The 25,075-nt window shown below is 32.5% G+C and carries 22 protein-coding genes; all 22 read left to right on the forward strand.

Annotated features, from left to right (window positions below):
* The coding region (locus tag HMPREF1864_RS01720) for a RelA/SpoT family protein (RefSeq protein WP_062571117.1) at positions 1-1,932 on the forward strand (1,932 nt) is incomplete at its 5' end.
* Between the two features lie 4 nt (positions 1,933-1,936).
* Positions 1,937-2,386 carry a D-aminoacyl-tRNA deacylase gene (gene dtd, locus HMPREF1864_RS01725; protein ID WP_062571118.1) on the forward strand — a complete coding sequence of 150 codons (450 nt, stop codon included), beginning with the start codon at positions 1,937-1,939 and terminating at the stop codon, positions 2,384-2,386.
* An 8-nt stretch (positions 2,387-2,394) separates the two neighbouring features.
* Positions 2,395-3,021, forward strand: coding sequence for an MBL fold metallo-hydrolase (locus HMPREF1864_RS01730; protein WP_062571119.1), 627 nt, complete (start codon positions 2,395-2,397; stop codon positions 3,019-3,021).
* Entirely contained in the window at positions 3,018-4,346 is a 1,329-nt protein-coding gene (gene hemZ, locus HMPREF1864_RS01735; protein ID WP_062571120.1) for a coproporphyrinogen dehydrogenase HemZ, read from the forward strand. The genes HMPREF1864_RS01730 and hemZ overlap by 4 nt, the downstream gene beginning before the upstream one ends.
* 2 nt (positions 4,347-4,348) lie before the next feature.
* Positions 4,349-5,884 (forward strand): Mur ligase family protein, encoded by a 1,536-nt coding sequence (locus tag HMPREF1864_RS01740; RefSeq protein ID WP_062571121.1) that lies wholly within the window; start codon positions 4,349-4,351, stop codon positions 5,882-5,884.
* A 145-nt stretch (positions 5,885-6,029) separates the two neighbouring features.
* Positions 6,030-7,805 (forward strand): aspartate--tRNA ligase, encoded by a 1,776-nt coding sequence (gene aspS / locus HMPREF1864_RS01745; protein WP_062571122.1) that lies wholly within the window; start codon positions 6,030-6,032, stop codon positions 7,803-7,805.
* Positions 7,806-7,819: 14 nt separating this feature from the next.
* Entirely contained in the window at positions 7,820-8,242 is a 423-nt protein-coding gene (locus tag HMPREF1864_RS01750; protein ID WP_062571123.1) for a SoxR reducing system RseC family protein, read from the forward strand.
* Between the two features lie 7 nt (positions 8,243-8,249).
* Complete coding sequence (locus HMPREF1864_RS01755; protein WP_062571124.1) at positions 8,250-9,068, forward strand: OmpH family outer membrane protein; 819 nt, start codon at positions 8,250-8,252, stop codon at positions 9,066-9,068.
* Positions 9,061-10,017: a hypothetical protein gene (locus HMPREF1864_RS01760; RefSeq protein WP_062571125.1), complete on the forward strand. Its 957-nt coding sequence runs from the start codon at positions 9,061-9,063 to the stop codon at positions 10,015-10,017. The genes HMPREF1864_RS01755 and HMPREF1864_RS01760 overlap by 8 nt, the downstream gene beginning before the upstream one ends.
* A gap of 20 nt (positions 10,018-10,037) precedes the next feature.
* Positions 10,038-11,189, forward strand: a complete 1,152-nt coding sequence (locus HMPREF1864_RS01765) for a TraB/GumN family protein (protein ID WP_062571126.1) — start codon at positions 10,038-10,040, stop codon at positions 11,187-11,189.
* 283 nt (positions 11,190-11,472) lie between these two features.
* On the forward strand, positions 11,473-12,144 hold the full coding sequence (locus HMPREF1864_RS01770; protein WP_062571127.1) for a response regulator transcription factor: 672 nt from the start codon (positions 11,473-11,475) through the stop codon (positions 12,142-12,144).
* Entirely contained in the window at positions 12,128-13,564 is a 1,437-nt protein-coding gene (locus HMPREF1864_RS01775; RefSeq protein ID WP_062571128.1) for a sensor histidine kinase, read from the forward strand. The genes HMPREF1864_RS01770 and HMPREF1864_RS01775 overlap by 17 nt, the downstream gene beginning before the upstream one ends.
* 394 nt (positions 13,565-13,958) lie before the next feature.
* On the forward strand, positions 13,959-14,387 hold the full coding sequence (gene mraZ, locus HMPREF1864_RS01780) for a division/cell wall cluster transcriptional repressor MraZ (RefSeq protein WP_005956849.1): 429 nt from the start codon (positions 13,959-13,961) through the stop codon (positions 14,385-14,387).
* On the forward strand, positions 14,387-15,325 hold the full coding sequence (rsmH, locus tag HMPREF1864_RS01785; RefSeq protein ID WP_062571129.1) for a 16S rRNA (cytosine(1402)-N(4))-methyltransferase RsmH: 939 nt from the start codon (positions 14,387-14,389) through the stop codon (positions 15,323-15,325). The genes mraZ and rsmH overlap by 1 nt, the downstream gene beginning before the upstream one ends.
* A 1-nt stretch (position 15,326) precedes the next feature.
* Positions 15,327-15,734 (forward strand): septum formation initiator family protein, encoded by a 408-nt coding sequence (locus HMPREF1864_RS01790; RefSeq protein WP_062571130.1) that lies wholly within the window; start codon positions 15,327-15,329, stop codon positions 15,732-15,734.
* A 10-nt stretch (positions 15,735-15,744) separates the two neighbouring features.
* A complete protein-coding gene (locus HMPREF1864_RS01795; protein ID WP_062571131.1) occupies positions 15,745-18,246 on the forward strand; it encodes a penicillin-binding transpeptidase domain-containing protein in 2,502 nt (833 codons plus the stop codon).
* Between the two features lie 11 nt (positions 18,247-18,257).
* The gene (mraY, locus tag HMPREF1864_RS01800; RefSeq protein ID WP_062571132.1) at positions 18,258-19,208 is read left to right on the forward strand and encodes a phospho-N-acetylmuramoyl-pentapeptide-transferase; all 951 of its coding nucleotides are present in this window, start codon (positions 18,258-18,260) and stop codon (positions 19,206-19,208) included.
* Positions 19,209-19,218: 10 nt separating this feature from the next.
* On the forward strand, positions 19,219-20,538 hold the full coding sequence (gene murD, locus HMPREF1864_RS01805) for a UDP-N-acetylmuramoyl-L-alanine--D-glutamate ligase (RefSeq protein ID WP_062571133.1): 1,320 nt from the start codon (positions 19,219-19,221) through the stop codon (positions 20,536-20,538).
* Positions 20,539-21,645, forward strand: coding sequence for an FtsW/RodA/SpoVE family cell cycle protein (locus HMPREF1864_RS01810; protein WP_062571134.1), 1,107 nt, complete (start codon positions 20,539-20,541; stop codon positions 21,643-21,645).
* Positions 21,642-22,721, forward strand: coding sequence for an undecaprenyldiphospho-muramoylpentapeptide beta-N-acetylglucosaminyltransferase (gene murG / locus HMPREF1864_RS01815; RefSeq protein ID WP_062571135.1), 1,080 nt, complete (start codon positions 21,642-21,644; stop codon positions 22,719-22,721). The genes HMPREF1864_RS01810 and murG overlap by 4 nt, the downstream gene beginning before the upstream one ends.
* A 4-nt stretch (positions 22,722-22,725) precedes the next feature.
* Entirely contained in the window at positions 22,726-23,577 is an 852-nt protein-coding gene (locus HMPREF1864_RS01820; RefSeq protein ID WP_062571136.1) for a cell division protein FtsQ/DivIB, read from the forward strand.
* 117 nt (positions 23,578-23,694) lie between these two features.
* On the forward strand, positions 23,695-24,783 hold the full coding sequence (ftsZ, locus tag HMPREF1864_RS01825) for a cell division protein FtsZ (protein WP_062571137.1): 1,089 nt from the start codon (positions 23,695-23,697) through the stop codon (positions 24,781-24,783).
* The last annotated feature ends 292 nt before the right edge of the window (positions 24,784-25,075 follow it).

Raw genomic sequence — 25,075 nt, forward strand, 5'->3', positions numbered from 1 at the left:
GATGTTGTAGAAGATACAGATGTAACTCTCGAAGATGTAAAAAAAGAATTTGGGGAGGAAATTGCCGAGCTTGTTGATGGGGTTACAAAGTTAAAGAAATTAAATTACAAAAATAAGGAAGAAAAACAAGCTGAAAATATAAGAAAAATGGTTCTTGCCATGGCAAAGGACATCAGGGTTATTATTGTTAAATTGGCTGATAGACTTCACAATATGAGAACTCTTGAGTATATGACTGATGCCAAAAAGATTGAAAAGGCAAAAGAAACTGTTGAAATTTATGCACCAATAGCTGATAGACTTGGTATGAGCAGGATTAAGTGGGAACTTGAAGATCTTTCACTTAGGTATCTTGATGAAAAAGGTTACTATGAATTGGTAGATATGGTCAACAAGAGGAGAAATGAAAGAGAAGATTTAATCAACCATATTATAAAACAACTTGAAGAAAACCTAAAAAATGTTGGAATTGAGTGTGAAATTAAGGGAAGACCAAAGAACTTTTACTCAATTTATAAGAAAATGAAGAAAAAAGGAAAGGTTTTTGATGAAATTTATGACCTTTCTGCAGTAAGAATTTTGACTCACTCTGTAAAAGATTGTTATGGTGCTTTAGGTGTTGTTCATACACTCTTTAAACCAATACCAGGCAGGTTTAAGGATTATATAGCCATGCCTAAACCCAACAAGTACCAATCTCTTCATACAACTGTTATCGACAACAATGGAGAGACTTTTGAAGTTCAAATTAGGACTTATGAAATGCATCAAACTGCTGAATATGGTATCGCTGCCCACTGGAAGTACAAGGCAGGAGTTTCTAAAGAAACAGCTTTTGATGAAAACTTGACTTGGCTTAGACAATTGCTGGAATGGCAAAAGGATTTAAATGATCCAGGAGACTTCATGGATACCCTAAAGATTGACTTCTTCGCTGATGAGGTCTTTGTATTTACTCCAAGGGGAGATGTTATAAACCTACCAGAAGGTTCAACTCCAATTGACTTTGCCTACAGAATTCACTCCCAAGTTGGTAACACCTGCGTAGGTGCTAAGGTTAATGGTAGGATTGTACCACTTAATTACACCCTACAAAGTGGTAACATAGTTGATGTCATAACAAATCCAAATACAAGCCCATCTCTTGACTGGTTAAAAATTGTCAAGAGTCCTCAAGCTCGTAAAAAAATCTTGCAATACTTCAAGATTAAAGACAAGGAAAAGAATATTGAAAGAGGACGAGATGCCATTGATAGGGAAGTAAAGAAGCTTGGTTACGAAACTCACAAGATTTTGCGTGATGATTGGTTAGAAGAAGTAAAAGAAAAATTAAATATGCTTAGTCTTGATGAAATGTATGCAGCAGTTGGCTTTGGAAGTATAACTACTGCCCAAGTAACTGCAAAGTTGCAAGATATTTATAATAAGCATTATAAGAAAGACGAAAAAGCCATTGAAGAAATTGTTGAATCTAAGAGGAGATATAACAACCAAGGGATTGAAGTCAAGGGTGTTGATGGTGTAAATGTTAGGATTGCAAAATGTTGTACACCAGTCCCTGGAGACGAAATTATTGGTTATATAACTATTGGAAGGGGCATTTCAGTTCACAGAAAGGACTGCAAAAACCTACAAAATAATGTTGACCCAGAAAGACTTGTAGAAGTTAAGTGGGAAAATTCAAATTCAACAAGTTACAGTGCTTCTATTGAAATTAGGGCCTTTGATAAACCTAATGTTATAGCTGATATTGCAAGTAGGGTAAATGACTCAAAGCTTAGTATGTCCTATTTAAATGCAAAAGTTGTAAAAAATGGGGATGCTGTCATAGATATTACTGTTGAAATAACTGACAGTGAAGAACTTGAAAGACTAATGGAAAAACTAAAGAGGATAAACAATGTCCTTGAAGTTTACAGGATAAAGGCGTGATAAAATGCGTGGAGTAGTTCAAAGAGTAAAAAGAGCAAGTGTATCTGTTGATGGAAAATTAATTTCTAAAATTGACAAGGGAATTATGCTTTTACTTGGTATAGAAGTTAATGATGACGAAAATGACTTAGACTATATTATAAAAAAAGTAAGTAAACTGAGAATTTTTGATGACGAAGAAGGGGTTATGAATAAGTCGCTTCTTGATTATGGTCTTGAAATTTTAGTTGTAAGTCAATTTACCCTTTATGGAGATGCCAGAAAGGGCAATAGACCTTCTTACATTAGGTCGGCTAAGTTTGACGACGGAATAGTTCTTTATGAAAAATTCATTGAAGAGATGAAAAAGTTAGATATTAAGGTTTCTGTTGGTGAATATGGTGCAGATATGGATGTGGAACTTATTAATGATGGACCAGTTACTATTTTATTGGATTCAAACAAGGAATTTTAGGTGAAATAATGGAATATAAAATTATGAAGTTAGTTGTTGGGCAATTACAAGAAAATTGCTTTATCCTTTTTGATGAAAACAAGGATGCCTTTGTGGTTGACCCAGGTGGATCAAGTGAAAATATAATTGAAGCCATTGAGAAGAATTCATTAAATATAAAATATATTTTGTTAACTCATGGTCACTTTGATCATGTAGGTGCTGTTGCTGCTCTTGTGGAAAAATACAAGGCTCCAGTTTATCTTTCAAAAAAAGATAGGGCCTTCTTAGAAAGCCCAAAGGAAGTTAGAGCTTCTGCCTTTGGTATGCAAATTGAAGCAGCTGATGTAGATGTTTTCGTAAAAGATGGTGATGAAATTCCTTTTTCAGGAGGCACTATTAAAGTTATTGAAACACCAGGCCATACTCTTGGATCAGTTTGCTATTTATTTGAAAATTATTTATTTGCAGGTGACACACTTTTTAATGGTTCAATAGGAAGGACTGACTTCCCAGAGTCAGACCATAGTCTAATGGTTGAGTCTTTAAAGAAACTGAAAAAACTTGACGATGAGATTTATGTCCTATCAGGTCACGGTCCTGAGTCACAAATGTCCTATGAGAAAATGACTAACCCTTATCTTAGACAAGTATGATTAAGATAGAAAATGAAAGTCAAGGTTTAAAGAAGTCAATTTTTGAATTTTTTAGGATGAAGCTTCCTAAAGATTACAAAGATTTAAACTTTAACATTAAAATAAAAATTGAAGACCAAATTATTTTTATTAGCATTTTTGGAGACAAGATAAATGCTAGTGAAAGGCTTAGACTTCATGATGAAAAAGCTCACTTCACTATAAAGAGATATTTATTTGACTTGTTTTCTAAGGAAAAAAATTTTGCTTCAAGCTTTGGAATCCTAACTGGAGTGAGGCCCTTAAAACTTATTTCAAAAGTTTTTGAGGGCTCTTCCTATGATGAGTCCCTTAAAATTTTATGGGACAAGTACAGGATAGGAAGTGGCGAAGGGAAGTTTTTATATAAGATTTATAAAAATCAAGAAGCCCTTAGACTTAACTCTAAATTTAGTAATTATAATGTCTATGTTCACATACCCTTTTGCCCATCAAGGTGTCTATATTGTTCCTTTGATACAACAATAGAGAACAAGGGAAAGATGGATTTATATACCAAAAATTTAATCAATGATATAAATTCTTACGAGCTTGAATTTTCTAAGGAGCCTAATTCAATTTATATTGGAGGGGGAACTCCAACTTCAATTGGCTTAGAAAACTTGGAAAAAATTATTGATGCACTTATTAATAAGTTTGGTCACACGAGAGAGTTTACTGTTGAATGTGGGCGTATTGATAGCTTGAGCCTTGATACTTTAAAGATGCTAAAGGACAAGGGAGTTAATAGGATTTCTCTTAATCCGCAAACTTTTAATGGAGAGGTAATAAATAAATTAAATAGGGTTTCAAATAAAGATTTTGGATTTTGGTTTGATAAGGCAAGGGAGCTTGATTTCGAAACTATAAATATGGATTTGATTATGGGTCTTCCTGGAGAAGATAAAGAAAGTATTATTGATTCTATAAAGAAGGCAATTAATTTTTCTCCAGAAAATATAACTCTTCATACCCTAGCTCTTAAGAATGGATCAAAGCTTTTTGAAAATTCCTACCACAATGATGAAGACTTTGGAAATCTTCTGGAAGAATCGAAGGAACTTTTAATGGAAAATAATTATGAGCCCTATTATCTCTACAGGCAGAAAAAATCTGTAATTTCATCAGAGAATATTGGATATGCAAAGAAGGGTCATGCCTCAATTTATAATATTGTTATGATGGAAGAACTTGAAAACATTATTGGTTTTGGTCTAGGTGCAAGCACAAAGGTTTTAAATGAGAAGGGAAAGTTTGAGAGGAATTTAAATTCTAAAAACCTTGAAGACTTTCTAAGGAGAAGATAATCTTGAAATTAGAAAAAATTTTAAATAATTTAGATATTATTGATGCAAATTTTGAAATAGATAAAGAAATAGAAATAAAAAATATCGCCTTTCACACAGACGATGTAGTTGAGGGCGGTATTTTTGTTGCCATAAAAGGCTATGTCACAGATGGTCACAGGTTTATAAAGAAAGCAAAAGAAGAGGGAGCAGAAATTGCTGTAGTTGAAAACTACTCTGAAGAGAATATTAAGCAAATTAGAGTTGAAAATTCTAGGATTGCCCTTGCAGATATGGCGAGAAACTTTTATGGAGATCCTTCAAGAGATATGAATGTAATAGGTATCACTGCAACTAATGGCAAGACAACTACTGCTTTTATGGTTAACTCTATTTTAGAAGAAGACAAAAGAAATACTGGGATAATTGGCACTGTCTTAACAAGATATGCCGATGTAATGATTCCATCTGTACTTACAACTCCAGAGTCCCTAACTCTTCAATCATATTTTAGGGATATGAAGGACAAGGGAGTAACCGATGTGACTATGGAAGTCTCTTCATCTGCTCAAGAATTATATAGGAACAAGAATATAGATTTTGACATTGTGTCTTTTAATAATCTTGGCAGAGAACACATTGACCAACATGGAAGCTTTGAAAATTATTTTAGGTTTAAATCAAGACTTATTCGACACGCAAAAAAAGATGCCCTTGCAATATTAAATGCAGATGATGAAAAAATTTATTCTCTAAGGGATAAGACAAGGGCACAAGTTCTTAGTTTCTCTTTAGAAAACAATGAAGCTGACTTTGGAATCCAAAATCTTGACCTTTCAAGTGGTAAGGGAAAATTTATTTTTAAGATAAATAGAGACATAAAAGTAAAAGATTTTATCTTAAAAAAATCTCAATTTGAGATTGAACTTGGATCAGTTGGTTACTCATCAGTAATGAATTCTGTCATTGCAATAATAATTGCCCTCTGTCTAAAGATTGATATAGAAATTATAAAGAGAGCCCTAAAGAATTTTAAGGGAGTAGAGAGAAGATTTGAATTAATATTTGATGAAGAATTTAAAATTTTAGATGATCACTTTGCCAATGAAAAGAATATTGATGCAACAATGGAAACTCTAAAGGAAATGGATTATAAAAATCTCAACATTCTCTATGCCATAAGAGGCAAAAGAGGAGTTGAAGTTAATCGTGAAATTACAGAACGATTAGTAAAGTGGATAAAAATTTTAAAACCAAAATCACTTACTGCAACTTTATCAAGAGATACTGTTAAAGAAAAGGACAGGGTAACTGATGAAGAATTAAAAGTCTTCAAAAGTATTTTAGATAAGAATAAGATTGCTTGCAAAGTATATGACACCCTTGAAGAGTCCATTAACGATACAATTGATTTACTTGATAAAGATGATGTATTACTACTTGCAGGCTGTCAAGGTATGGATAAGGGAGCAGGCTTTGTAAAAGAAAAACTTTTGAGAGAAAATAAAGTGAAAGATATTAAAGGCTTTTCTCACAGAATAGACAAGAGAATCTGTTAAAGTTGAATTTTGAAAGGCCTTGCTTTATAATTAAAATAGATTTTTATGGAATAAAAACAATATAAATGGCTAATCGATTATAAAAAATGTTAACGAATAAGCTCCAAACCATTTGAGGCTTGGAGTTTAATTTTTAGGAGGAAATATGGCTGAAAAAATGGGAAATCTCAAGAGGACAAATTATTGTAATGAGATTTCAGAAGAAATGATTTCAAAAGAAGTTGTCCTAATGGGTTGGGTGGCAAAGCAAAGGTCACTGGGATCCATAGTTTTTGTTGACTTAAGAGATAGAAGCGGGATTGCACAAATTGTTTTTGATGATACATCATCTAAAGAGCTTTTAGAAAAGGCATCACACCTTCGTGGAGAGTTTGTCATTGCTGTTAAGGGTGTAGTTCGTATGAGATCTTCAATCAATGAAGACCTAGAAACTGGTAGAGTTGAAGTCCTAGCTAGGGAACTTAAAATTTTAAGTGAATCTGAAGTTCCACCAATTTATGTTAAGGACAATGACAATGTTGCAGAAAATATGAGACTTAAGTACAGGACTCTTGACTTAAGAAAACCAAGTATGCAAAAAAATCTTATGACTCGTTCAAAGATTTATAAAATTACTCGTGACTTCTTCTATGAAAATGGATTTATAGAAGTTGAAACTCCTATGTTAACTAAGCCAACTCCTGAAGGAGCGAGAGACTACTTAGTCCCAAGTAGGGTTAACCCAGGTGAATTTTACGCTCTTCCTCAATCACCACAATTAATGAAGCAATTATTAATGGTTGCAGGGATGGATAGATACATCCAAATTACTAAGTGCTTTAGAGACGAAGATTTAAGAGCAAATAGACAACCAGAATTTACTCAAATTGATATGGAACTTAGCTTTGTTGACGAAGAAGATGTAATGGGAATAAATGAAAGATTTCTTCAAAAATTATTTAAAGAAGTCATAAATACAGACATCGAACTTCCTATTAAGAGGATGAAGTATTCTGAAGCTATGGATAGGTTTGGGGTAGATAAACCAGACCTTAGATTTGGCATGGAATTAAAAGATATTTCTGATTTAGTAAAAGCTTGCGGCTTCAAGGTATTTGAAGGAAATACTGAAAAGGGTAAAAGCGTTAGAGGTATCAAGGTTGATGGTGGAAGCGACTTCTATTCCAAAAAACAATTGAAAAAATTAGAATCCTTTGTCAAGGACTTTAAGGCAATGGGACTTTCTTGGATAAGGGTTGATGAAGAAATTGATTCACCAATTGCTAAATTTATATCTGAAGAAACAATGCAAGAAATCATCTCTGCTTTTGATGCAAAAAAAGGTGATTTAATTTTAATTCTTGCTGACAAAAATTCTGTTGTATTTAGTGGTCTAGGTAACCTTCGTAATAAGATTGCAAGGGACATGGACTTAATTGATGAAGATGATTATAAACTTGTTTGGATAACTGAATTCCCACTATTTGAATATGATGAAGAGGAAGGAAGATATGTTGCTATGCACCATCCTTTCACAAGTCCCCTTGATGAAGATGTGGATAAATTAGTAAATGACAAGGAAAATGCGAGAGCAAAGGCCTATGACATTGTTATAAATGGCGACGAAATGGGTGGAGGAAGTATTAGAATTAACGACCCAGAAGTCCAAGAAAAAATGTTTGAAGCACTAGGCTTATCAGAAGAGGAAGCCAAGGAAAAATTCGGATTCCTTCTAGAAGCCTTTAAGTATGGAGCTCCACCACATGGAGGACTTGCTTATGGACTTGACAGACTTGTAATGTTATTTACAGGTGCTAAGAGCATAAGAGACGTAATAGCCTTCCCTAAAACTCAAGCTGCAACTTGTCTATTGACAGGAGCACCAACAGGACTTACAGAAAAACAATTAGAAGAAGTTCACATTAAGGTAATCGAAGATTAAGAATAGGTGATTTTATGGAAAGTATTGGCATTGTAAGAGCTCAAAAGGACAACAAAATATTTGTAGAATTTACTAGAGAAAGTGCCTGCGGAGAATCTTGTGAATCTTGTAATGCAAAGTGTGCTGAATCTGAACAAGAGCTCTTTGAGTTTAACAATACAATTTCTGCAAAAGTTGGAGATCTAGTTAAGATTAAAACCAATGACAAGTCAGTGCTTTCCTATAAATTTTTAGTTTATGGCTTGCCACTAGTCCTATTTATGTCAGCAATTTCTTTATCTTATTATATTTTTAATAAGATGGGTCTTGCTAACAAGGACTTAATGTCTCTTATAGCAGGGATTTTATCTTTTATAATATCTTTTATCATTCTTAGGAGCATTGATAAAAACTATGGAAAGACAAGTGGAGCCAGTATTCTTCTTGAAAAAATGTAGGTGAAAGATGAGTAGTAAAAACTGGCACAAGGTTCTCTATATTTTTTCCCTTTGTATCCTAGTCTTGTCTTTTTTATTTTATATGTATTCTCTTGCAAATAAAAAATTTTCAACAAAGCTTATTTCAGAAAATAAAGCTTTAGCACAAGAGATACAATCGTTGGAAGATAAGTCTAAGACCTATGACAAAGAAATAGAAGACTTAGAAATTGAATTTAATTTAAAGTCTCAAGAATTCTATGAAAAATATGGATACCAATTTGAAGCCAATAAATCTGACGAGATTAAAAAAATTAAAGCAGATTATGAAGAGAAAAATAGAGTCATAAAAGCTGAAGTTAGAAAAAGGCTAAAGGCTTATGGCGCTTTCTTTAATTCAAATATTTATGAAAAAGAAAATTATGACAGGATAGTAGATGACTTCTTAAGCATAAGTGGAGAAGGAAGTCTTGAAAAAAATAAGAATATTTACAAGGACTTAGAAATTGAAAGCCTTTTTAAAGACCTAGATGGATTTGCCTCTTATTTGATAAAAGAAAATAAGCCATCAAAGGAAGTAAACTTATTTGTATTCTATGCATCAATATATTCTTCAAGTATTTATAACTTCGTAGAGGATGACAAGGTGCCTTTCTCTGAAGTTTATGTTGATCTTAACAACTTATTAAATATCTACAAGGAAATGGAAAATAAATCCTTTAAGACTGGTGACTTGTCATCAGAAAAGTTAGCTTATTTAAAAAACTTTGTAGATGAAAAAGTTTCAGAATATTATAAAAACTATGGCATTATAAGGGCTTTGGAAAAGAGTGATAAAAATGAATGAAAATAAAAAATCTTTTTTGTCTTTCATCTTTATAATTCTTAGCCTTATACTATCTTACCTTGGATTTTCCAACTTAAGGTATATGGAGTCTTCCTACTTTAATTTAACAAGAGAAAACTCTTCTCTAATAGAGAAGAGGAATAAGACTCAGGAGAATATTAAAAATCTCAGCCAAGAAATAAACTTAAAAAATTCCAAGTTAGATGTAATAACAAGAGAAATTGAAAAATTTGATGTTTTACAAAACAAGTCAACAGAAATAGAAGACCTTAATAAGGAATTAGGAGATTCTTTAATTCCCTTTCAAAATGATAGAGAATTTAAATTTTTTGAAATTTCAAAGGACAAAATAAATTCTTTTACACCACTAAGAGGTAATTTTATTGATAAGAATTTAAATAGAGAAGATATGGAAGACAACTTAAGACTTATGCCATTTTTTGTAGATTCTCATTACACTTATGACTTGAATAGGTCCATAGGAAAGCACAACATCAAGGGATTTGAAAACCTTGGTCTTGTTGAATACTTATTAAAGGGAGATAATTATCTTCTTAAGTCTATTCTCTTAAATGATTCCTCTAAGATGACAAAGTTAAAGGATGAAAAAGAGAAAATTTTAGAAAAAGAAAACAATCTTTTAGAAGTTTCTGAAAATATTTATGGATTAAATAAGAATTCCAAAAATAAAAATTTAAACGCTAGTAAGGACGTCAAGGACAAAGAAGAAGATGAAGAAGACATCTTAAATGCTCTTTGTCTCGATATTTTAAACTCTTCAATTAATTATTTAAGGGGCTATGAGATAAAAAATGAAGATGGCCTTAATAAGTTTAAATCTAAAGACAAGATACTTATGACAGAAAAAATAGAAGATAAGAAGCTAATCACAAATTATTATAGGGGTGTAGATGAAAAAGCCTACACCCTTAGTGAAGAAAAAGAATAAAACTTCTACGTAGGAGAAAAATGAAGGATCAATTAATTAGATTAGATTACCAAGGAAAGGAAATTATTTTAATACCAACGGCTCACGTTTCTCAAGAAAGTGTTAATTTAGTTAGGGAAACTATAAAAGAAGAGAAGCCCGACTCAATTTGCATTGAGCTTGACGACCAAAGGTATAAAAATATAAAAAATCCTGAGGCTTGGAAAAACACAAATATTATAGATATTATAAAGGAGAAGAAGGTTACACTTTTAATAGCAAACCTTATTCTTTCATCATACCAAAAAAATGTTGCAAAAAAACTAAAGACAAAGCCAGGTCAAGAAATGATGGAAGGTATTAAAGCTTCTGAAGAAATGGGAATCAACTTAGTCCTAGCTGATAGGAGCATACAAACAACCTTCATGAGGATATGGAGAAAGATGGGATTTTTTGAAAAAATAAAATTGCTTTTTTCTTTAATGTTTCTTGATGAGGATGAAGATGTATCTGAAGAAGACCTTCAGAGACTAATTGAAAGAGATAATCTTGAACTTGCTATTGAAGATATGGGTAAGGACTACCCGCAAATTGCTGCAACGCTTTTGCATGAAAGGGACAAGTTTCTTGCTTATAACATTAAGAATGCACCAGGTAAAAAAGTCATTGCTATTCTTGGAGCAGCTCACACACCAGGGGTTGAAGAAGAAGTCTTCAAGGACCAAGACATTGAAGAGCTTAAAAAGATTCCAGAAAAATCTTTTATGGGCAAGTTGTTACCTTGGATAATACCAGCCCTTATTGTAATTTTAATAGCCTTGGGATTTAAACAAAGTATGAATACAGGGCTATCTCAAATTAAGTCCTGGTTTATATTCAATTCAGTCTTAGCGGCTGCCTTTACAGCTTTATGTCTTCCACATCCCTTAAGTGTATTAACCGCTTTTGTGGCTGCACCTTTTACATCAATTAACCCTGTACTTGCTTGTGGATGGTTTGCAGGTTTAGTTGAAGCAAGTTTAAAGAAGCCAACAGTTGAGGACGTAAACAAAATACCTGATGACATATTTAACTTTAAGTCATGGATTCACAACAAGTTTTTGAAGGCTCTCTTAGTAGTAATACTTGCTAACTTAGGTTCATCTATTGGAACTATTATTGCAGGATCAAAAATTATTCATAGTATAATTTAATAAAACATTTTAGTCTGTATGAATTTGATGTGTACCCTCTTTACTGGACAAACCAGTAAGGAGGGTATTTTTATGAAAAATAGTTATGAATTTAAAATATAGTGTGTACAGTTGTATAGAGAGGGTAAGTGGTCTGATACACCTATGCAAGTAAAAGAATCTAACAAAAAATTTATCTTATTGATATAATAAAATCAAAAGTTGCGAGAATTTATAAGAAGAGGCTTAACAAAGCTTTCATAAAAAATTCACAAATTCTTATTATAATTAAGTTGGTGATGAAATGTTTAAAATTTTAGTAGTAGATGATGAAAAAAGCATTAGAGAAGTTATAAGAACCTACGCAGAGTTTGAAGGTCATGAAGTTGTTGAAGCAGTAGACGGTCTTGATGCAATAGATAAGGTAAAAGAAGAAGACTTTGATGTTATTGTCATGGATATAATGATGCCAAGGCTTGATGGTTTTTCATCCTACAAGGAAATAAAAAAAATAAAAAATATTCCTGTCTTAATGCTGTCTGCAAGAAGTGAGGAATACGATAAATTATTTGGATTTGAAATTGGTATAGATGACTATGTTACAAAACCCTTCTCCCCAAAGGAACTTATGGCGAGACTAAATGTTATCGTAAATCGTCACAACAAGGTTGAAGAAAATAAGACTATGGAGTTTGAAGGACTTAAGATTGATTTAGATGGTCGTGTTGTATTTGTTGATGATGAAATGGTTGATTTAACACCTAAGGAATATGACCTCTTAGTTTACATGGTTAAAAATAAAAACATTGCCCTTTCTCGTGACAAACTCCTAAACCAGGTTTGGGGTTATGATTTTTATGGAGAAGACAGGACAGTGGATACCCACATTAAGATGCTTAGAAATTCTATTAAAGAATACAGAAAATTTATTATTACAGTAAGAGGAGTGGGATATAAGTTTGATACGAGAAATTAAAGAAGTGAGGAGGATAAAAATAGACAAAAACAGCATCCTCTTTAAGCTGTGGAAGTACTTTGTCTTTTTCGCTGGACTAATCTTAATTTCTATTTGGCTCTTTCAAACAGTTTTCCTTTCGAGTTTTTACGAAACTATGAAAATTCGTGAAGTTACAAAGGTTGGGAATGAACTTAGGAATGAATACAAGTCACAAGATTTTGAAAGCAAGCTTTCAAACTATGCAAATACTAAGGGACTTGAGATAAAAGTTCTTGATGAAAATGGAGCCTGGGTATTCCCCCTAAGACTATTTGACGAATTTGTAGAAAGACCAAGGATGATATGGGAAAACTTTGATAAGTTTTTTGGATCCTTAAGTAGAGACAACAGGACTTATAAAATTTATACTGTTAGGTATGAAAACCTAAAGGACCCTTCCATTATTTATGCAGGTTATCTTGGCAAAACTAATGGCGAAGATTATTACCTCTACATTAATTCAGTTTTAAAGCCAGTAGATGCAACTGTTGATGTAATAAGGAGAATACTTATAATAATTTCCTTCTTGTCACTTATTTTTGCATCTATTACAGCCTACTTTGTATCTAAGAGACTTTCAAGACCCCTTGTTAGGATGTCAAACACTGCCAAGGAGCTTGCAAAAGGGGACTACAAGGTTAAGTTCAAAAAGGGCGAGTACACTGAAATAGATGATCTTTCCAACACTCTTAACTATGCGAAAAATGAACTTACAAAGACAATTGAAATGAGGAAGGACCTTGTTGCTAATGTCAGCCATGACTTGAAGACTCCACTCACAGTTATAAAATCCTATGGAGAGATGATAAGGGATATATCTGGACCTAATGAAGTTTTGAGAAACAAGCACTTGGATACAATTATTAGTGAGGCAGATAAGTTAACGGCACTTGTAAATGATTTACTAGACCTTTCAAAGATTGAGTCTAACTTAGAAGAAATAAAGAAGGAAGACTACGACCTTAAGGACTCCTTGGAGGAAGTCTTAGATAGATTTAAGATTAATAAAGATTTTGCAGACTACAAGTTTGAGATAGAAGTTTCTGGTGACACGAGAATTCTTGCAGACAGGTCTAAGATAAGCAGGGTAATTTATAATTTAATTAACAACGCTATAAATTATTCGCCAGTTAATAAAGAAATAAAATTACTTATTAAGGGTGATGATAAGAAAACTGAATTTCATTGTATTGACAAGGGAATAGGAATAAGTGAAGAAGATATAAAGGGAATTTGGGATAGGTTTTATAGAGTTCGCAACAACCATACAAGACCTGAGATAGGAACTGGACTGGGACTTTATATTGTAAAGACAATAATGGAACTTCATGGTTTTGATTATGGAGTTAATTCAAAATTAGGTCAGGGTTCTGACTTCTACTTTGTAGGAAAGAAATAATTTAATAAGAGATTAAATCGACTAGAGATAGTCGATTTTTTTGTGAAAAAATTTATTTAATTATTTATAAAAAAATTTATTTAATTATTTATGAAAAAATTTCATTGGCCTTATGAAGATTAAAAAAAAGTTGTAGAAATTTATTAATTCATAACAAAAAAATCATTAAGAAAGAATTATAAAATTTTGTTGTTGATCTAAAAGTCAATATTGAAGGTTAAAATTGTATTTTATGAAAACATTTTTTATTCAGGATAAAAATTTCGGGCCCTTAGTCCTATTTTTTGAAAACTTATTAAAACACTAGAAAATAGAGACTTTGTGTAGTAAAATTAACTTAGGTGGAGCAAAGTGGAGTAAAAAATAGTCAAAATGGAATAAAGTGGAGAATTTTATGTTAATAGGTGAATTTAGACACAACCTCGATCCTAAGGGAAGAGTAACAATTCCATCAAAGTTTAGAGAAGACCTTTCGTCCTTTGTAATGACGAAGGGTTTAGACGACTGCCTATTTTTATATCCAAGCGACCAGTGGGAGAAAATTGAAAACAAACTAAAGGAACTCCCAATGACTAACAAGGCTGTAAGGTCCTTTGTGAGAACATTTTTCTCTGGGGCTGTAGACTGCGAACTAGATAAGCAGGGAAGGGTTCTAATTGGAGAACACCTAAGAGAATATGCAGACTTAATTGACAAGTGCGTAATCATAGGACTTTCAAACAGGGCAGAAATTTGGTCAGAAGAAAACTGGAATAAATACAATGAAGAAGAAGCTCTATCCTATGAAGAGCTTGCTGAAAAAATGTCGGAGTTGGGAATATAATGGAATTTGCACACAAAAGTGTTCTTTTAGATGAAACAATTGAAGGATTAAACATTAGAGAAGGAAAAATTTATCTCGATGGAACTCTTGGTGGGGCAGGTCACAGCCGTGAAATCCTAAAAAAACTAAAGGGAACTGGACTTTTAATTGGTATTGATCAAGATACAGAAGCCCTTGAAGTGGCAAAAGAAAGACTTTCCGACTATAAAAATGTAGAATTTTTTAACTTAAATTACATAAATTTTGAAAAAGCTCTTGATGAGCTAGGAATTGATAAAATCGACGGTGTTCTTCTTGATATTGGAGTTTCATCTTATCAATTTGACAATCCTGAGCGAGGGTTTTCTTATAGGTTTGATGCCCCACTTGATATGAGGATGGACAAATACCTTGAAATTTCTGCGAAGGACATCGTAAATACCTATAGTGAAAGCGAAATTACTAGAATTATAAAAGATTATGGAGAAGAAAAGTGGGCATCAAGGATTGCCAAGTTCATTGTAGAAGAGAGAAAGAAGAAAGATATAGAAACAACTTTTGAACTTGTTGAAATAATTAAAAATGCTATTCCAGCTTCTGCAAGAAGAAATGGACCTCATCCAGCAAAAAGAACTTTTCAAGCTTTGAGGATTGAAGTTAACAGGGAACTTGATGTTCTTAAAGATTCAATTGAGAGATTTGTCCATAGACTTAATCCAGGAGGCAGGATTGCAATTATAACTTTTCACTCCCTAGAGGATAGGATAGTGAAAAATGCCTTCAAATACTTGGAGAAGGATTGTATTTGTCCTCCATCGTCTCCAATTTGTACTTGTGATAAGAAAAAAGAAATAAAAATTTTAACTAGAAAGCCAATAACTGCAAGTGATGAAGAATTAAAAGAAAACAAGAGATCTCACTCAGCGAAACTAAGAATTGCCGAAAAATTAGAGGTGTAAAATGGCAAAAAGATTAACTAAAATTTCAAATAAAAGTTATAATATATATAGAAATCGACTTTTAAATAATAGGCCTTTTATTTTTACAATGGCAATTGTTATTATAATATTTGCAGCTGTTATTATTCTTTATTCTCAAGTTGCAGGTCTTGACAGAGAAATTTTGAAACAAAAGGCTGAAATTGAAGAATTAAATAAAACAAAAACAACTCTTGTAGGCGATATTAAAGCCGTAAAGTCATCTGCTCAAATTGCAGAAGAAGCGATGTATAAACTTGGAATGGTTTATCCTTCTGAAGACCAAATAGTTTACATTGATTCAGGGGAAGAAAAAAAAGTGGGAGACATTAACTACAACGTATTTTTGAGCCCAATTGTCTCTGTCCTCAGGTCTTTTACAAGAGATTAGGAGGATATAATTGAAAACTAATAAAATTAAAGCTAGAGATAAAAAAACGAAAAATGGATTTAAGGCCAAGACAAACAATGCCAATAGATTCATATTTGTATTTTTTATCTTTCTAGCTTTTTTGTTTGTATTATTAATCGTAAAACTTCTCTGGATTCAAATTGTCCAGTCAGAAGAACTAACTATCGCAGCCTTAAACCAATTAACTAAGACTGAGGTCATAAACTCTAATCGTGGAATAATCTATGACAGAAATAGAAAGGAAATGGCAATTAACATAACAAAGTGCAACGTCTTTTATAACATGGATTATTTGAAGGAGAGGAAGGACGAAAGTGAAAGTGACTTCAAAAATAGGAAAGAAAAATTATATGACGAAGATGCAAAAATTATTTCTGATGTAACTGGAATAGACTATGATGAAATTAGGTCTAAGATGGAAGGAGATAAGGTTGTAAGACTTGCTACAAATATTGACAGAGGTAAGGCACAAGAATTAAAGGATATTAGGACAAAAATAATTAAAGAAAATAAAGAAAAGAAAGACAATAAAAAATCCAACCTCATTCCTATGACAATTGATGATGTAACAAGAAGGCTTTATCCCTTCAACAACTTGGCATCTTATATAATTGGTTTTACAAATGACGAAAATGTGGGTCAATATGGTATTGAGGCATCCTTTGACGAAGAATTATCGGGTATCTCAGGGAAAAATGTATCTCTAAAGGACAATGCTTCAAATAAAATTCCTCTTACAGATGAGGAGACTTATGCGCCAAAGGAAGGTTATTCCGTTGTCTTGTCTATTGATTCCAATATCCAACAGTTTGCAGAAACTGCAGCTACAAAGGCAAAAAAGGAAAATATGGCAGACAGGGTTTCTATAATAGTTCAGGATACAATGACTGGAGAAATCTTGGCAATGACAACTAAGGATGACTATAACTTAAATGATCCAAGAGAACCTATAAATGAAAAACAAGAAGAAGAGTGGGATAAATTAAGTGAAGAAGAGAAGATGGATATCCTCTACGACAACTGGAGAGACTTCAATGTCAACGACCAGTATGAACCAGGATCAACTTTTAAACTTATAACAGCAGCGGCTGCAATAGAAGAAAACACAGCCCAACCCGATTCGCAATATGTTTGTAATGGGTCAATGGTAATTGGAAATAGTAGATTAACTTGTACAAGTCATACTAGAGGGAAAAAGACTCTTGCCAAGGCAATAGAAGAATCTTGTAACATGACTATGATTCAAGTTGGTCAAGGCTTGGGGGCTGAAAAGTTTTTAAAGTACATCAAGGCCTTTGGCTTTGGTAAAAAAACTGGAATTGAGCTTTATGGTGAATCTATTGGTATTGTTCCAAGGTCCTACAAGGATATAAGTAAGGTTAATCTAGCAACAATGTCCTATGGTCACTCAATTGCAGTTTCTCCTATACAACTTATTAATGCAATAAGTGCCATTTCCAATGGAGGTTTCTTAAACAAGCCAACTCTTATAAAGGAAATAGTAGATGCCAATGGAAATGTAATTGAGAGAAAAAGAACTGAGCTTAGGAGAAGGGTAATATCCGAAGAAACTTCTGACAAAATGAAGATGATGATGAGAAGGGTAGTAGAAAAGGGTACAGGTAAGCTTGCCAAAATTCCAGGATATATAGTTGGAGGTAAGTCAGGTACTGCTAATATTGCAACACCAACTGGCTATCTTGATGCTTATAACTCATCCTTTGTTGGTGTAGCTCCTCTAAATGATCCAAGGCTTACAGTTCTTGTTGTTGTCAATAACCCCAAGGAAGGAATTCTTGGTGGGGCAGTTGCAGCACCAGTTGTACAAGAAGTTTTGTCTAAGTCTCTTAACTATTTGAAGATACCAAAAACTGAAGAAGTTGATGAGAAAGATGAGTACGTATCTGTTCCAAATGTTGGAGGACTTCTTCTTGAGGATGCAGGTAAGATTTTAATAGATGCAGGGCTTAAGTTTAACAATAACTCCGAAACTGTATTACCTTATTCTGTTGTCACAAACCAAAATCCATCAGCAGGATCCAATGTGCTAAAGGGCACCATAGTTGACCTTGCAGTTAATGATAAGGACAGTGGTCTATTAATAATGCCTGACTTTAGCAAGAAGACTAGAAAAGAAAGCCAATCTATTTTAAATTCTATGAATTTAGAGTATAATATCAAAGGAAATGGCGACTTTATATCACAAAGTCCAAGACCTGGACAGAAATTAAGTGGCAGTGAACTTGTCACACTTAACTACTCAAAAAGAGATGAGGATTTTGATAAGTCTAGTGAAGAAAATTCTGACAATAAGACTAATAATGAGAGGAAAAATTCTAACAGTGATAAAAGGTCTGAAGTAAATAATAAGAATAAAGAAAACAAAAAAGAGAATAAAAAAGAAAGTAAGAAATCAAAAAGTAAAAGTAAGAAGTCTAAGGAAAACTTAGATAAAAATAATAAAGAAAGTAATAAAAGTAAAAGGGATTAGGATAAAGTATAATGAATTATTTAATTAATATAGGAGTGGGATTAATTCTCTCCATAATCTTGGGCAGGATTATAATTCCGTTATTAAGAAGATTACACGCAGGACAAAGTATAAGGGAAGATGGACCTCAGTCTCACTTAGTTAAAAGTGGGACTCCAACTATTGGTGGCTTAATATTTCTAGCATCAGTAATTATAACAAGTCTTGTTACGGCAAATTTTAAATTATCAGTTTTAATGATACTTTTCTCAACACTTGCCTTTGGAGCAGTTGGATTTATTGATGACTACATCAAAGTTGTTATGAAGAGAAACCTAGGTCTACGTGCCTATCAAAAACTTCTTCTTCAAATTTTGGTTGCGGTAATTTTAATAATTTATCAATATAATTCAAAAGAAATAGGGACAGACCTTTATATTCCTTTTATAAAGGATTACAGATCAATAGGATTTTTATATATTCCCTTTGTAATTTTCGTAATTGTTGGGACAGTAAACTCAGTAAACCTAACTGACGGGTTAGACGGTCTTTCATCTAGTGTGACAATTATCTGTCTCTTATTTTTCAATTTTGTAGCAATTAAACTTCAAAGATATGAAATTGCAGGATTTTGCTTAGCACTTGCTGGGGCTCTAATTGGCTTCTTATACTACAATAAGTTCCCAGCTAAGGTCTTTATGGGAGATACAGGATCTCTTGCCCTAGGAGGTGCAATATCTGCAATTGCCCTTCTTTTAAATGTGCCTCTAATTTTACCTATAGCTGGTGGAATTTATTTTATTGAAACACTTTCAGTTATAATTCAAGTAGTTAGTTTTAAAACTAGGGGAAAGAGAGTTTTCCTTATGTCACCACTTCACCATCATTTTGAACAAAAGGGATGGCATGAGAAAAAAATAGTTGCAGTATTTTCATTAGTGGAACTTATACTTTGTATAATTTCCTACTTAATTTTATTTTAGGTGATTTGAGATGTTAGAAAACAAAAATATATTAATAATGGGCTTTGGTGTTACTGGAAAGGCAGCGCTAAAGTTTTTAAAAGAATTTCCATGTAAAATTTATGTCTATGATAGCAATCAAGACCTCCAAAAATTAAATGTTGAAGAAGATTTTATTATTTTCAAAGATGAGGATCTTGATAATATTGATTTGATAGTAAAAAGTCCGGGGATTTATCCCTTCCATGAACTCTTAGAAAAAGCTAGAGAAAAGAATATTGAAATTATTTCTGATATTGAGCTTAGCTATAGAAATTTAAAAACAAATAATGTAATTGCAGTTACTGGCACTAATGGAAAGACTACAACAACTACCATTCTTGGGGATATCCTAAGAAGAGTAGCAAAGACTTATGTTGTGGGAAATATTGGTAGAGGAATTCTTGAAATAACTAAAGAAGCTAAGGCTGAAGATTATGTTGTTATAGAAGCGTCTTCCTTCCAACTAGAGAATACCATTGATTTTAAGCCACATATTGCAGTTCTTACTTATGTGACAAGCGACCACCTAGACTGGCACAAGACTAGACAAAACTATGTGAATGCAAAGTTTAAGATTTTCAAAAACCAAGATGAAAATGACTTTGCAATTTTAAATTATGAAGATAGGGATCTTGCAGATAAATATAATTTAAAAGCAGAAAGATATTATTTCTCTATGGGAAAAATCTCTGAAAAGGGAGCCTACCTTGACCAAGGTAAAATTTATTTCAAGGATGGAGTTAAGATAGAAGAAATTTTAGATGTTAAAGATATAAAAATACCTGGAGACCATAACATAAGAAATATTATGGCTGCAATAATTGCTTGCAAACTCTTAAATATTGATTTAGATGTTATAAAAAAATCAATTGCATCTTTTACTGGAGTTGAACATAGAATTGAATTCGTAAGAGAAGTTGATGGAGTTAAATACTATAACGATTCCAAGGGAACTAACCCAGACTCTACTGAAGTTGCAGTAGCTGCCATGGATGGTGATGTAGTTTTAATCGCTGGCGGTTACGACAAGGGTGCAGACTTTGACAACTTAATAGAAAAATCTAAAGATAAATTAAAGACAGCTATTCTATTTGGACAAACAGCAGAAAAAATTTCTGAGTCTTGTAAGAAGTATGGAGTAGAATTTTATATTACAGAAGACTTAAAAAAAGCAGTTGAACTAGCAAAAAAACTTGCTGTAAAGGGTGATGACGTCTTACTTTCACCAGCATGTGCTTCATGGGATATGTATAAGAGCTATGAAGTGAGAGGTCAACACTTTAAAGACCTTGTAAAAGAGTTGGTGTAGATGAAGTTAAAAAAGGAAATGAAAGATATAGACCTGATGTTGCTTTTGACTACAATTTTTCTTATTGTGATTGGTCTTGTAGCAGTTACATCAGCTTCCTTTCCCACAGCAAAAAAATATAATCTAAACAGTTTCCATTACTTAGCTAGACAATCTGGTTTCTTAATAATAGGAATTGTTGCCCTATTTATGATAATAAAAATGCCAAGGGCAGTAATTTATAAAAATATCGATTGGTTATTCCCCTTTAGTATTATCTTGATACTCCTTCTATGGTCGCCACTAGGAGACAAGTCAAAGGGTCAAGTAAGATGGCTAGATTTAAAAATAATTAGGTTTCAACCTTCGGATATTTTGAAATTATCGTCAATAATATATTTAGCCAAGTACTTGGCTAAGCACATCTACTCTTTAAGAGATAAAAAAATTTTCTTAACGGCAGTAGCTATAATGGGTATATCTGTTGGACCAATTATGATTAAGGACTTCTCAACAGCAGTTGTTATTGGAGTTGGTCTATTTGCAATTTTATTAGCTAGTGGAATTACAAAAAAACAATTTTTATTCTTAGTCCTACTTGGTATAGGTTTAATCTATGTAATCTTAAAGGATCCAGAAAATAAATTTAGAATAATGAGAATTCTAGGATTTGTGTCTGATTCAACAGATTATCAATCAGCAGCCCTTTATCAATCAAGGCAGTCCTTATATGCCTTTGCTCTAGGAGGATATTCTGGGGTAGGTTTATTTAGGTCGAGACAAAAGTACACCAACCTTCCAGAAGCCTATACTGACTTTATTTTTTCTGTAATTGCAGAAGAATTTGGTTTTATTGGAACTTTTATAGTAATATTATTATTTATAATATATATTTACAGGGGATACATGATTGCTTTTAAGGCAACTAATTACTTTGATAAGTTTACAGCTATTGGTATGACAACCTACATTGGTATTCAAGCCTTTTTTAATATGGGGGTTTGTGCAAAGATCCTACCAGTAACTGGTATAACTTTACCCTTTATTTCTTATGGGGGTACAGCTCTTGTAATGGCACTTGTATCAACAGCAATTTTATTAAAAATTTCGAAAGAAGGCACGCTATGAAATATATTTTATCCGGTGGCGGTACTGGTGGACATATATATCCAGCTTTAGCAATTGGAGAAGAAATTAAAAAGAAAGACAAGAAAGCAGATATATTATACGTTGGTAAGAAGAATTCTTTAGAAGAAGAATTAGCCAAGAAGTATAATTTTGATTTTAGGGGAATAGATATTTCTGGTCTTCCAAGAAAAAAATTAAATAAAGATACAGTCATAACTTTCTTTAACCTCATGAAGGGCTTAAGGGAATGTAGCAAAATAATTCATGATTTTAAACCAGATTTTGTAATTGGAACGGGTGGCTATGTTTGTGCTCCTATTGTTTTTAAAGCTCAACAAAGAAAAATAAAGACAGTAGTACAAGAACAAAATGCTTACCCAGGTAAGACAAATAAAATTCTTGCCAAGAAGGCTGACTATGTCTTTATTAACTTTGAAGAAGCTAAAAAGTATTTGGATAACGGCAAAATTATCTTCACAGGCAATCCTGTGAGAGATGTATTTTCTCATTTGGATAGGGAGAAATCTAGAAGGGAATTAAACATTAAAGACAAAGAAAAATTTGTATTTTCCTTTGGGGGATCTGGTGGACAAGAATCAACAAATGATGCAATTTTAGAAATCTTAAAAGAGAATAAGAGTCTTCCCTTTAAGTTAACTCATGTTACTGGTAGAGAACATTATAAGGCTTTTATGGAAAAGGTGGATGAACTTCCAGATAATGTTGAAATACTAGATTATACACATAAGGTTTATGATTACCTATCAAGCGCAGATCTTGTTATAGCATCATCATCTGCTATGACCCTTGCAGAAATATCTGCCTTAGGTCTTGCATCTATTTTAATCCCAAAGGCTTACACTGCTGGTAACCACCAATATTATAATGCCATGAGCTATAAAAATATGGGTGCATCTAGGGTTATTGAAGAAAAGGACTTAAATGGAAATGTGCTATTGGAAGAAATAAATAAAATTCTTGATGATGATAAAGAAAGAAATGAGATGGCGAAAAATTCAAAAAAACTCGCCAGCCCAGAAGCAGTTTCAAAAATAGTTGATATGATTTTAAAGTGATTTTATGAAAAAGATGGAAAAGAAAAAAAGAAAACTGAATAAAAAGAAAAGATATTTCAGAATTTTTAGTAGGTTTTTTATATTCTTTTCCTTCATTTTTTTGATAATCTTTGCTCTTAAAAACTCAAATTTTTTTGATGTAACAAGTATCACCATAGAGGGCAATAAAAATGTGAGCTCTGCTAAGATAAAAAAGGTTACTGACTTACATAAGGGAAGTAAATTATTTGTGGTATCAAAAAAAGATAGAATTAAAAAATTAAAAAGGGTTCCTTATATAGAAGACGCTAAAATTTCTTACAGCTTAAGGGGTAGAGTGAAAATAAAGGTAAAGGAAAGACTTCCTTATTACCAAATAGATGCCAATGATTACTTATTAGTTGATGATAACTTCAGAATTCTTGAAAACTCAGATAAGAAAAGAGACAACTTAGTTAACTTATCTGGATTTAATGTTGAGAACCCACAGGCTGGAAACTATATACTCACAAATAAAGAGGATCAAGAAAAGAGGAATCTTTTGCTAGAACTTAGAAATGACGAGTATTCACTTCGTGGAAATATTAGAGATATTGAGCTCTTAGATTCTATTTCAACTTTTACTACAGTTGATGGAATTAAAATTGAATTTGGTTCTTATTCTAATATTGAATACAAGCTTAAGATGCTTTCATTAATTTTGAAGGACATTAGCACTACAAATAAAAATGCAGTTTTAATTCAAATGGAAAAGGGAGACAGCCCAGTTTTAATTACTGATGGAGAAAAAGATTCTAAATCAGACAAAGAAGAAAATAAAAATTTAAAAAAAGAAGAAAATAAAGATAAATCTTATAGAGAAATAAATCAAGATTAGATAAAATGCAAATTAAAGGACACTTTTAACCTTTATATATTGACTATTTCACACTATTTCTATAAAATGGTAGTAATGAATATAAAAATAATTATTTAGTATACGAGGAGGATGTTTATGTTGGAATTCGATATGGACCAAGACGATTTTGCCAAAATTAAAGTAGTTGGCGTTGGTGGCGGCGGAAATAACGCTGTTAATAGAATGATTGATGCTGGTGTAAAGGGCGTTGAATTTTTGGTATTCAACACTGATAGACAAGCACTTAAAAATTCAAATGCTGAAACTAAAATTCAACTTGGAGAAAAAATTACTAAGGGACTTGGAGCAGGTGCTAATCCTGAAATTGGTGAACAAGCTGCTGAAGAATCTTTAGATGAAATTAGAGAAGCCCTAACTGGTGCTGATATGGTATTTATCACTGCAGGAATGGGTGGAGGTACTGGTACTGGTGCTGCTCCTGTTATTGCAGATGTAGCAAAAGAATTAGGTCTACTTACTGTTGGTGTTGTTACAAAACCTTTCACATTTGAAGGAAGAAAAAGAGCAAAATCAGCTGAATTAGGTATTAATGCTCTTAAGGGAAAAGTTGATACATTAGTTATAATTCCAAACGACAGACTTCTAAGTATTGCAGATAAAAAGACTAGCTTCTCACAAGCCTTTGAAATGGCAGATGATATTTTAAAACAAGGTATCCAAGGTATTTCAGATTTAATTTCTGTTCCTAACCTAATTAACCTTGACTTTGCTGACGTTAAGACAATTATGTTTGACAAGGGCATTGCTCACATGGGTATTGGACGTGCATCTGGAGATGACAGAGCAACAGAAGCAGCTAAGCTTGCAATAAACTCTCCTCTACTAGAAACTTCAATAGAAGGAGCAAAATCTGTTCTTCTTAACATTACAGCAGGTTCAGACCTTGGTATTTTTGAAGTTAATGAAGCAGCTGATCTTATTAGAGATTGCGTATCTGAAGATGCTAATATTATCTTTGGAGCAGGAATTGATGAATCACTTAAGGATGAAGTTAAGATTACAGTTATAGCTACTGAATTTGAACAATACAAAGATGACAAGAAAGACAAAAAGGATAATAAAGGAGAACTTGGTCAAAAGTCTCCCATTGAATCTCTTGAAGATAATGAAGAAGATAATGGAGAACTTAAAATCCCTTCTTTCTTAAGAATTAACAGAAAATAAATTAATCAAAGATTTAGGACATTGGAGACAATGTCCTTTTTGATTGCAAATAAGTTAGTAAAGAATTTACATTTTTTTGATTGCAAGAATAAGTTAGCAACTTGGGGGATAGTAAAGTAAGAGTTAACATCTTCCAAGTTGGTTGGGTGAAATTTTTTAATATGACATTAAGTCATTGTAGTTAATCAAAGAGTCAATGCAGAACTTAAAAAAAACCTTAAATGTTGGACAAGGTATTTAATAAAATTATTAAGTTAGTTAATATTAATTAGCTGGGCATTAGTGTCCAGCT

The sequence above is a fragment of the Peptoniphilus sp. DNF00840 genome, from assembly GCF_001553125.1.
Taxonomy (GTDB): Bacteria; Bacillota; Clostridia; order Tissierellales; family Peptoniphilaceae; genus Peptoniphilus_A; species Peptoniphilus_A vaginalis.

Bases quoted from the DNA above. Each gene is read 5' to 3' on its own strand.
- dtd (WP_062571118.1), top strand. From the start codon at position 1,937: ATGCGTGGAGTAGTTCAAAGAGTAAAAAGAGCAAGTGTATCTGTTGAT.
- HMPREF1864_RS01730 (WP_062571119.1), top strand. From the start codon at position 2,395: ATGGAATATAAAATTATGAAGTTAGTTGTTGGGCAATTACAAGAAAAT.
- hemZ (WP_062571120.1), top strand. From the start codon at position 3,018: ATGATTAAGATAGAAAATGAAAGTCAAGGTTTAAAGAAGTCAATTTTT.
- aspS (WP_062571122.1), top strand. From the start codon at position 6,030: ATGGCTGAAAAAATGGGAAATCTCAAGAGGACAAATTATTGTAATGAG.
- HMPREF1864_RS01750 (WP_062571123.1), top strand. From the start codon at position 7,820: ATGGAAAGTATTGGCATTGTAAGAGCTCAAAAGGACAACAAAATATTT.
- HMPREF1864_RS01755 (WP_062571124.1), top strand. From the start codon at position 8,250: ATGAGTAGTAAAAACTGGCACAAGGTTCTCTATATTTTTTCCCTTTGT.
- HMPREF1864_RS01760 (WP_062571125.1), top strand. From the start codon at position 9,061: ATGAATGAAAATAAAAAATCTTTTTTGTCTTTCATCTTTATAATTCTT.
- HMPREF1864_RS01765 (WP_062571126.1), top strand. From the start codon at position 10,038: ATGAAGGATCAATTAATTAGATTAGATTACCAAGGAAAGGAAATTATT.
- HMPREF1864_RS01770 (WP_062571127.1), top strand. From the start codon at position 11,473: ATGTTTAAAATTTTAGTAGTAGATGATGAAAAAAGCATTAGAGAAGTT.
- mraZ (WP_005956849.1), top strand. From the start codon at position 13,959: ATGTTAATAGGTGAATTTAGACACAACCTCGATCCTAAGGGAAGAGTA.
- rsmH (WP_062571129.1), top strand. From the start codon at position 14,387: ATGGAATTTGCACACAAAAGTGTTCTTTTAGATGAAACAATTGAAGGA.
- HMPREF1864_RS01790 (WP_062571130.1), top strand. From the start codon at position 15,327: ATGGCAAAAAGATTAACTAAAATTTCAAATAAAAGTTATAATATATAT.
- mraY (WP_062571132.1), top strand. From the start codon at position 18,258: ATGAATTATTTAATTAATATAGGAGTGGGATTAATTCTCTCCATAATC.
- murD (WP_062571133.1), top strand. From the start codon at position 19,219: ATGTTAGAAAACAAAAATATATTAATAATGGGCTTTGGTGTTACTGGA.
- HMPREF1864_RS01810 (WP_062571134.1), top strand. From the start codon at position 20,539: ATGAAGTTAAAAAAGGAAATGAAAGATATAGACCTGATGTTGCTTTTG.
- murG (WP_062571135.1), top strand. From the start codon at position 21,642: ATGAAATATATTTTATCCGGTGGCGGTACTGGTGGACATATATATCCA.
- HMPREF1864_RS01820 (WP_062571136.1), top strand. From the start codon at position 22,726: ATGAAAAAGATGGAAAAGAAAAAAAGAAAACTGAATAAAAAGAAAAGA.
- ftsZ (WP_062571137.1), top strand. From the start codon at position 23,695: ATGTTGGAATTCGATATGGACCAAGACGATTTTGCCAAAATTAAAGTA.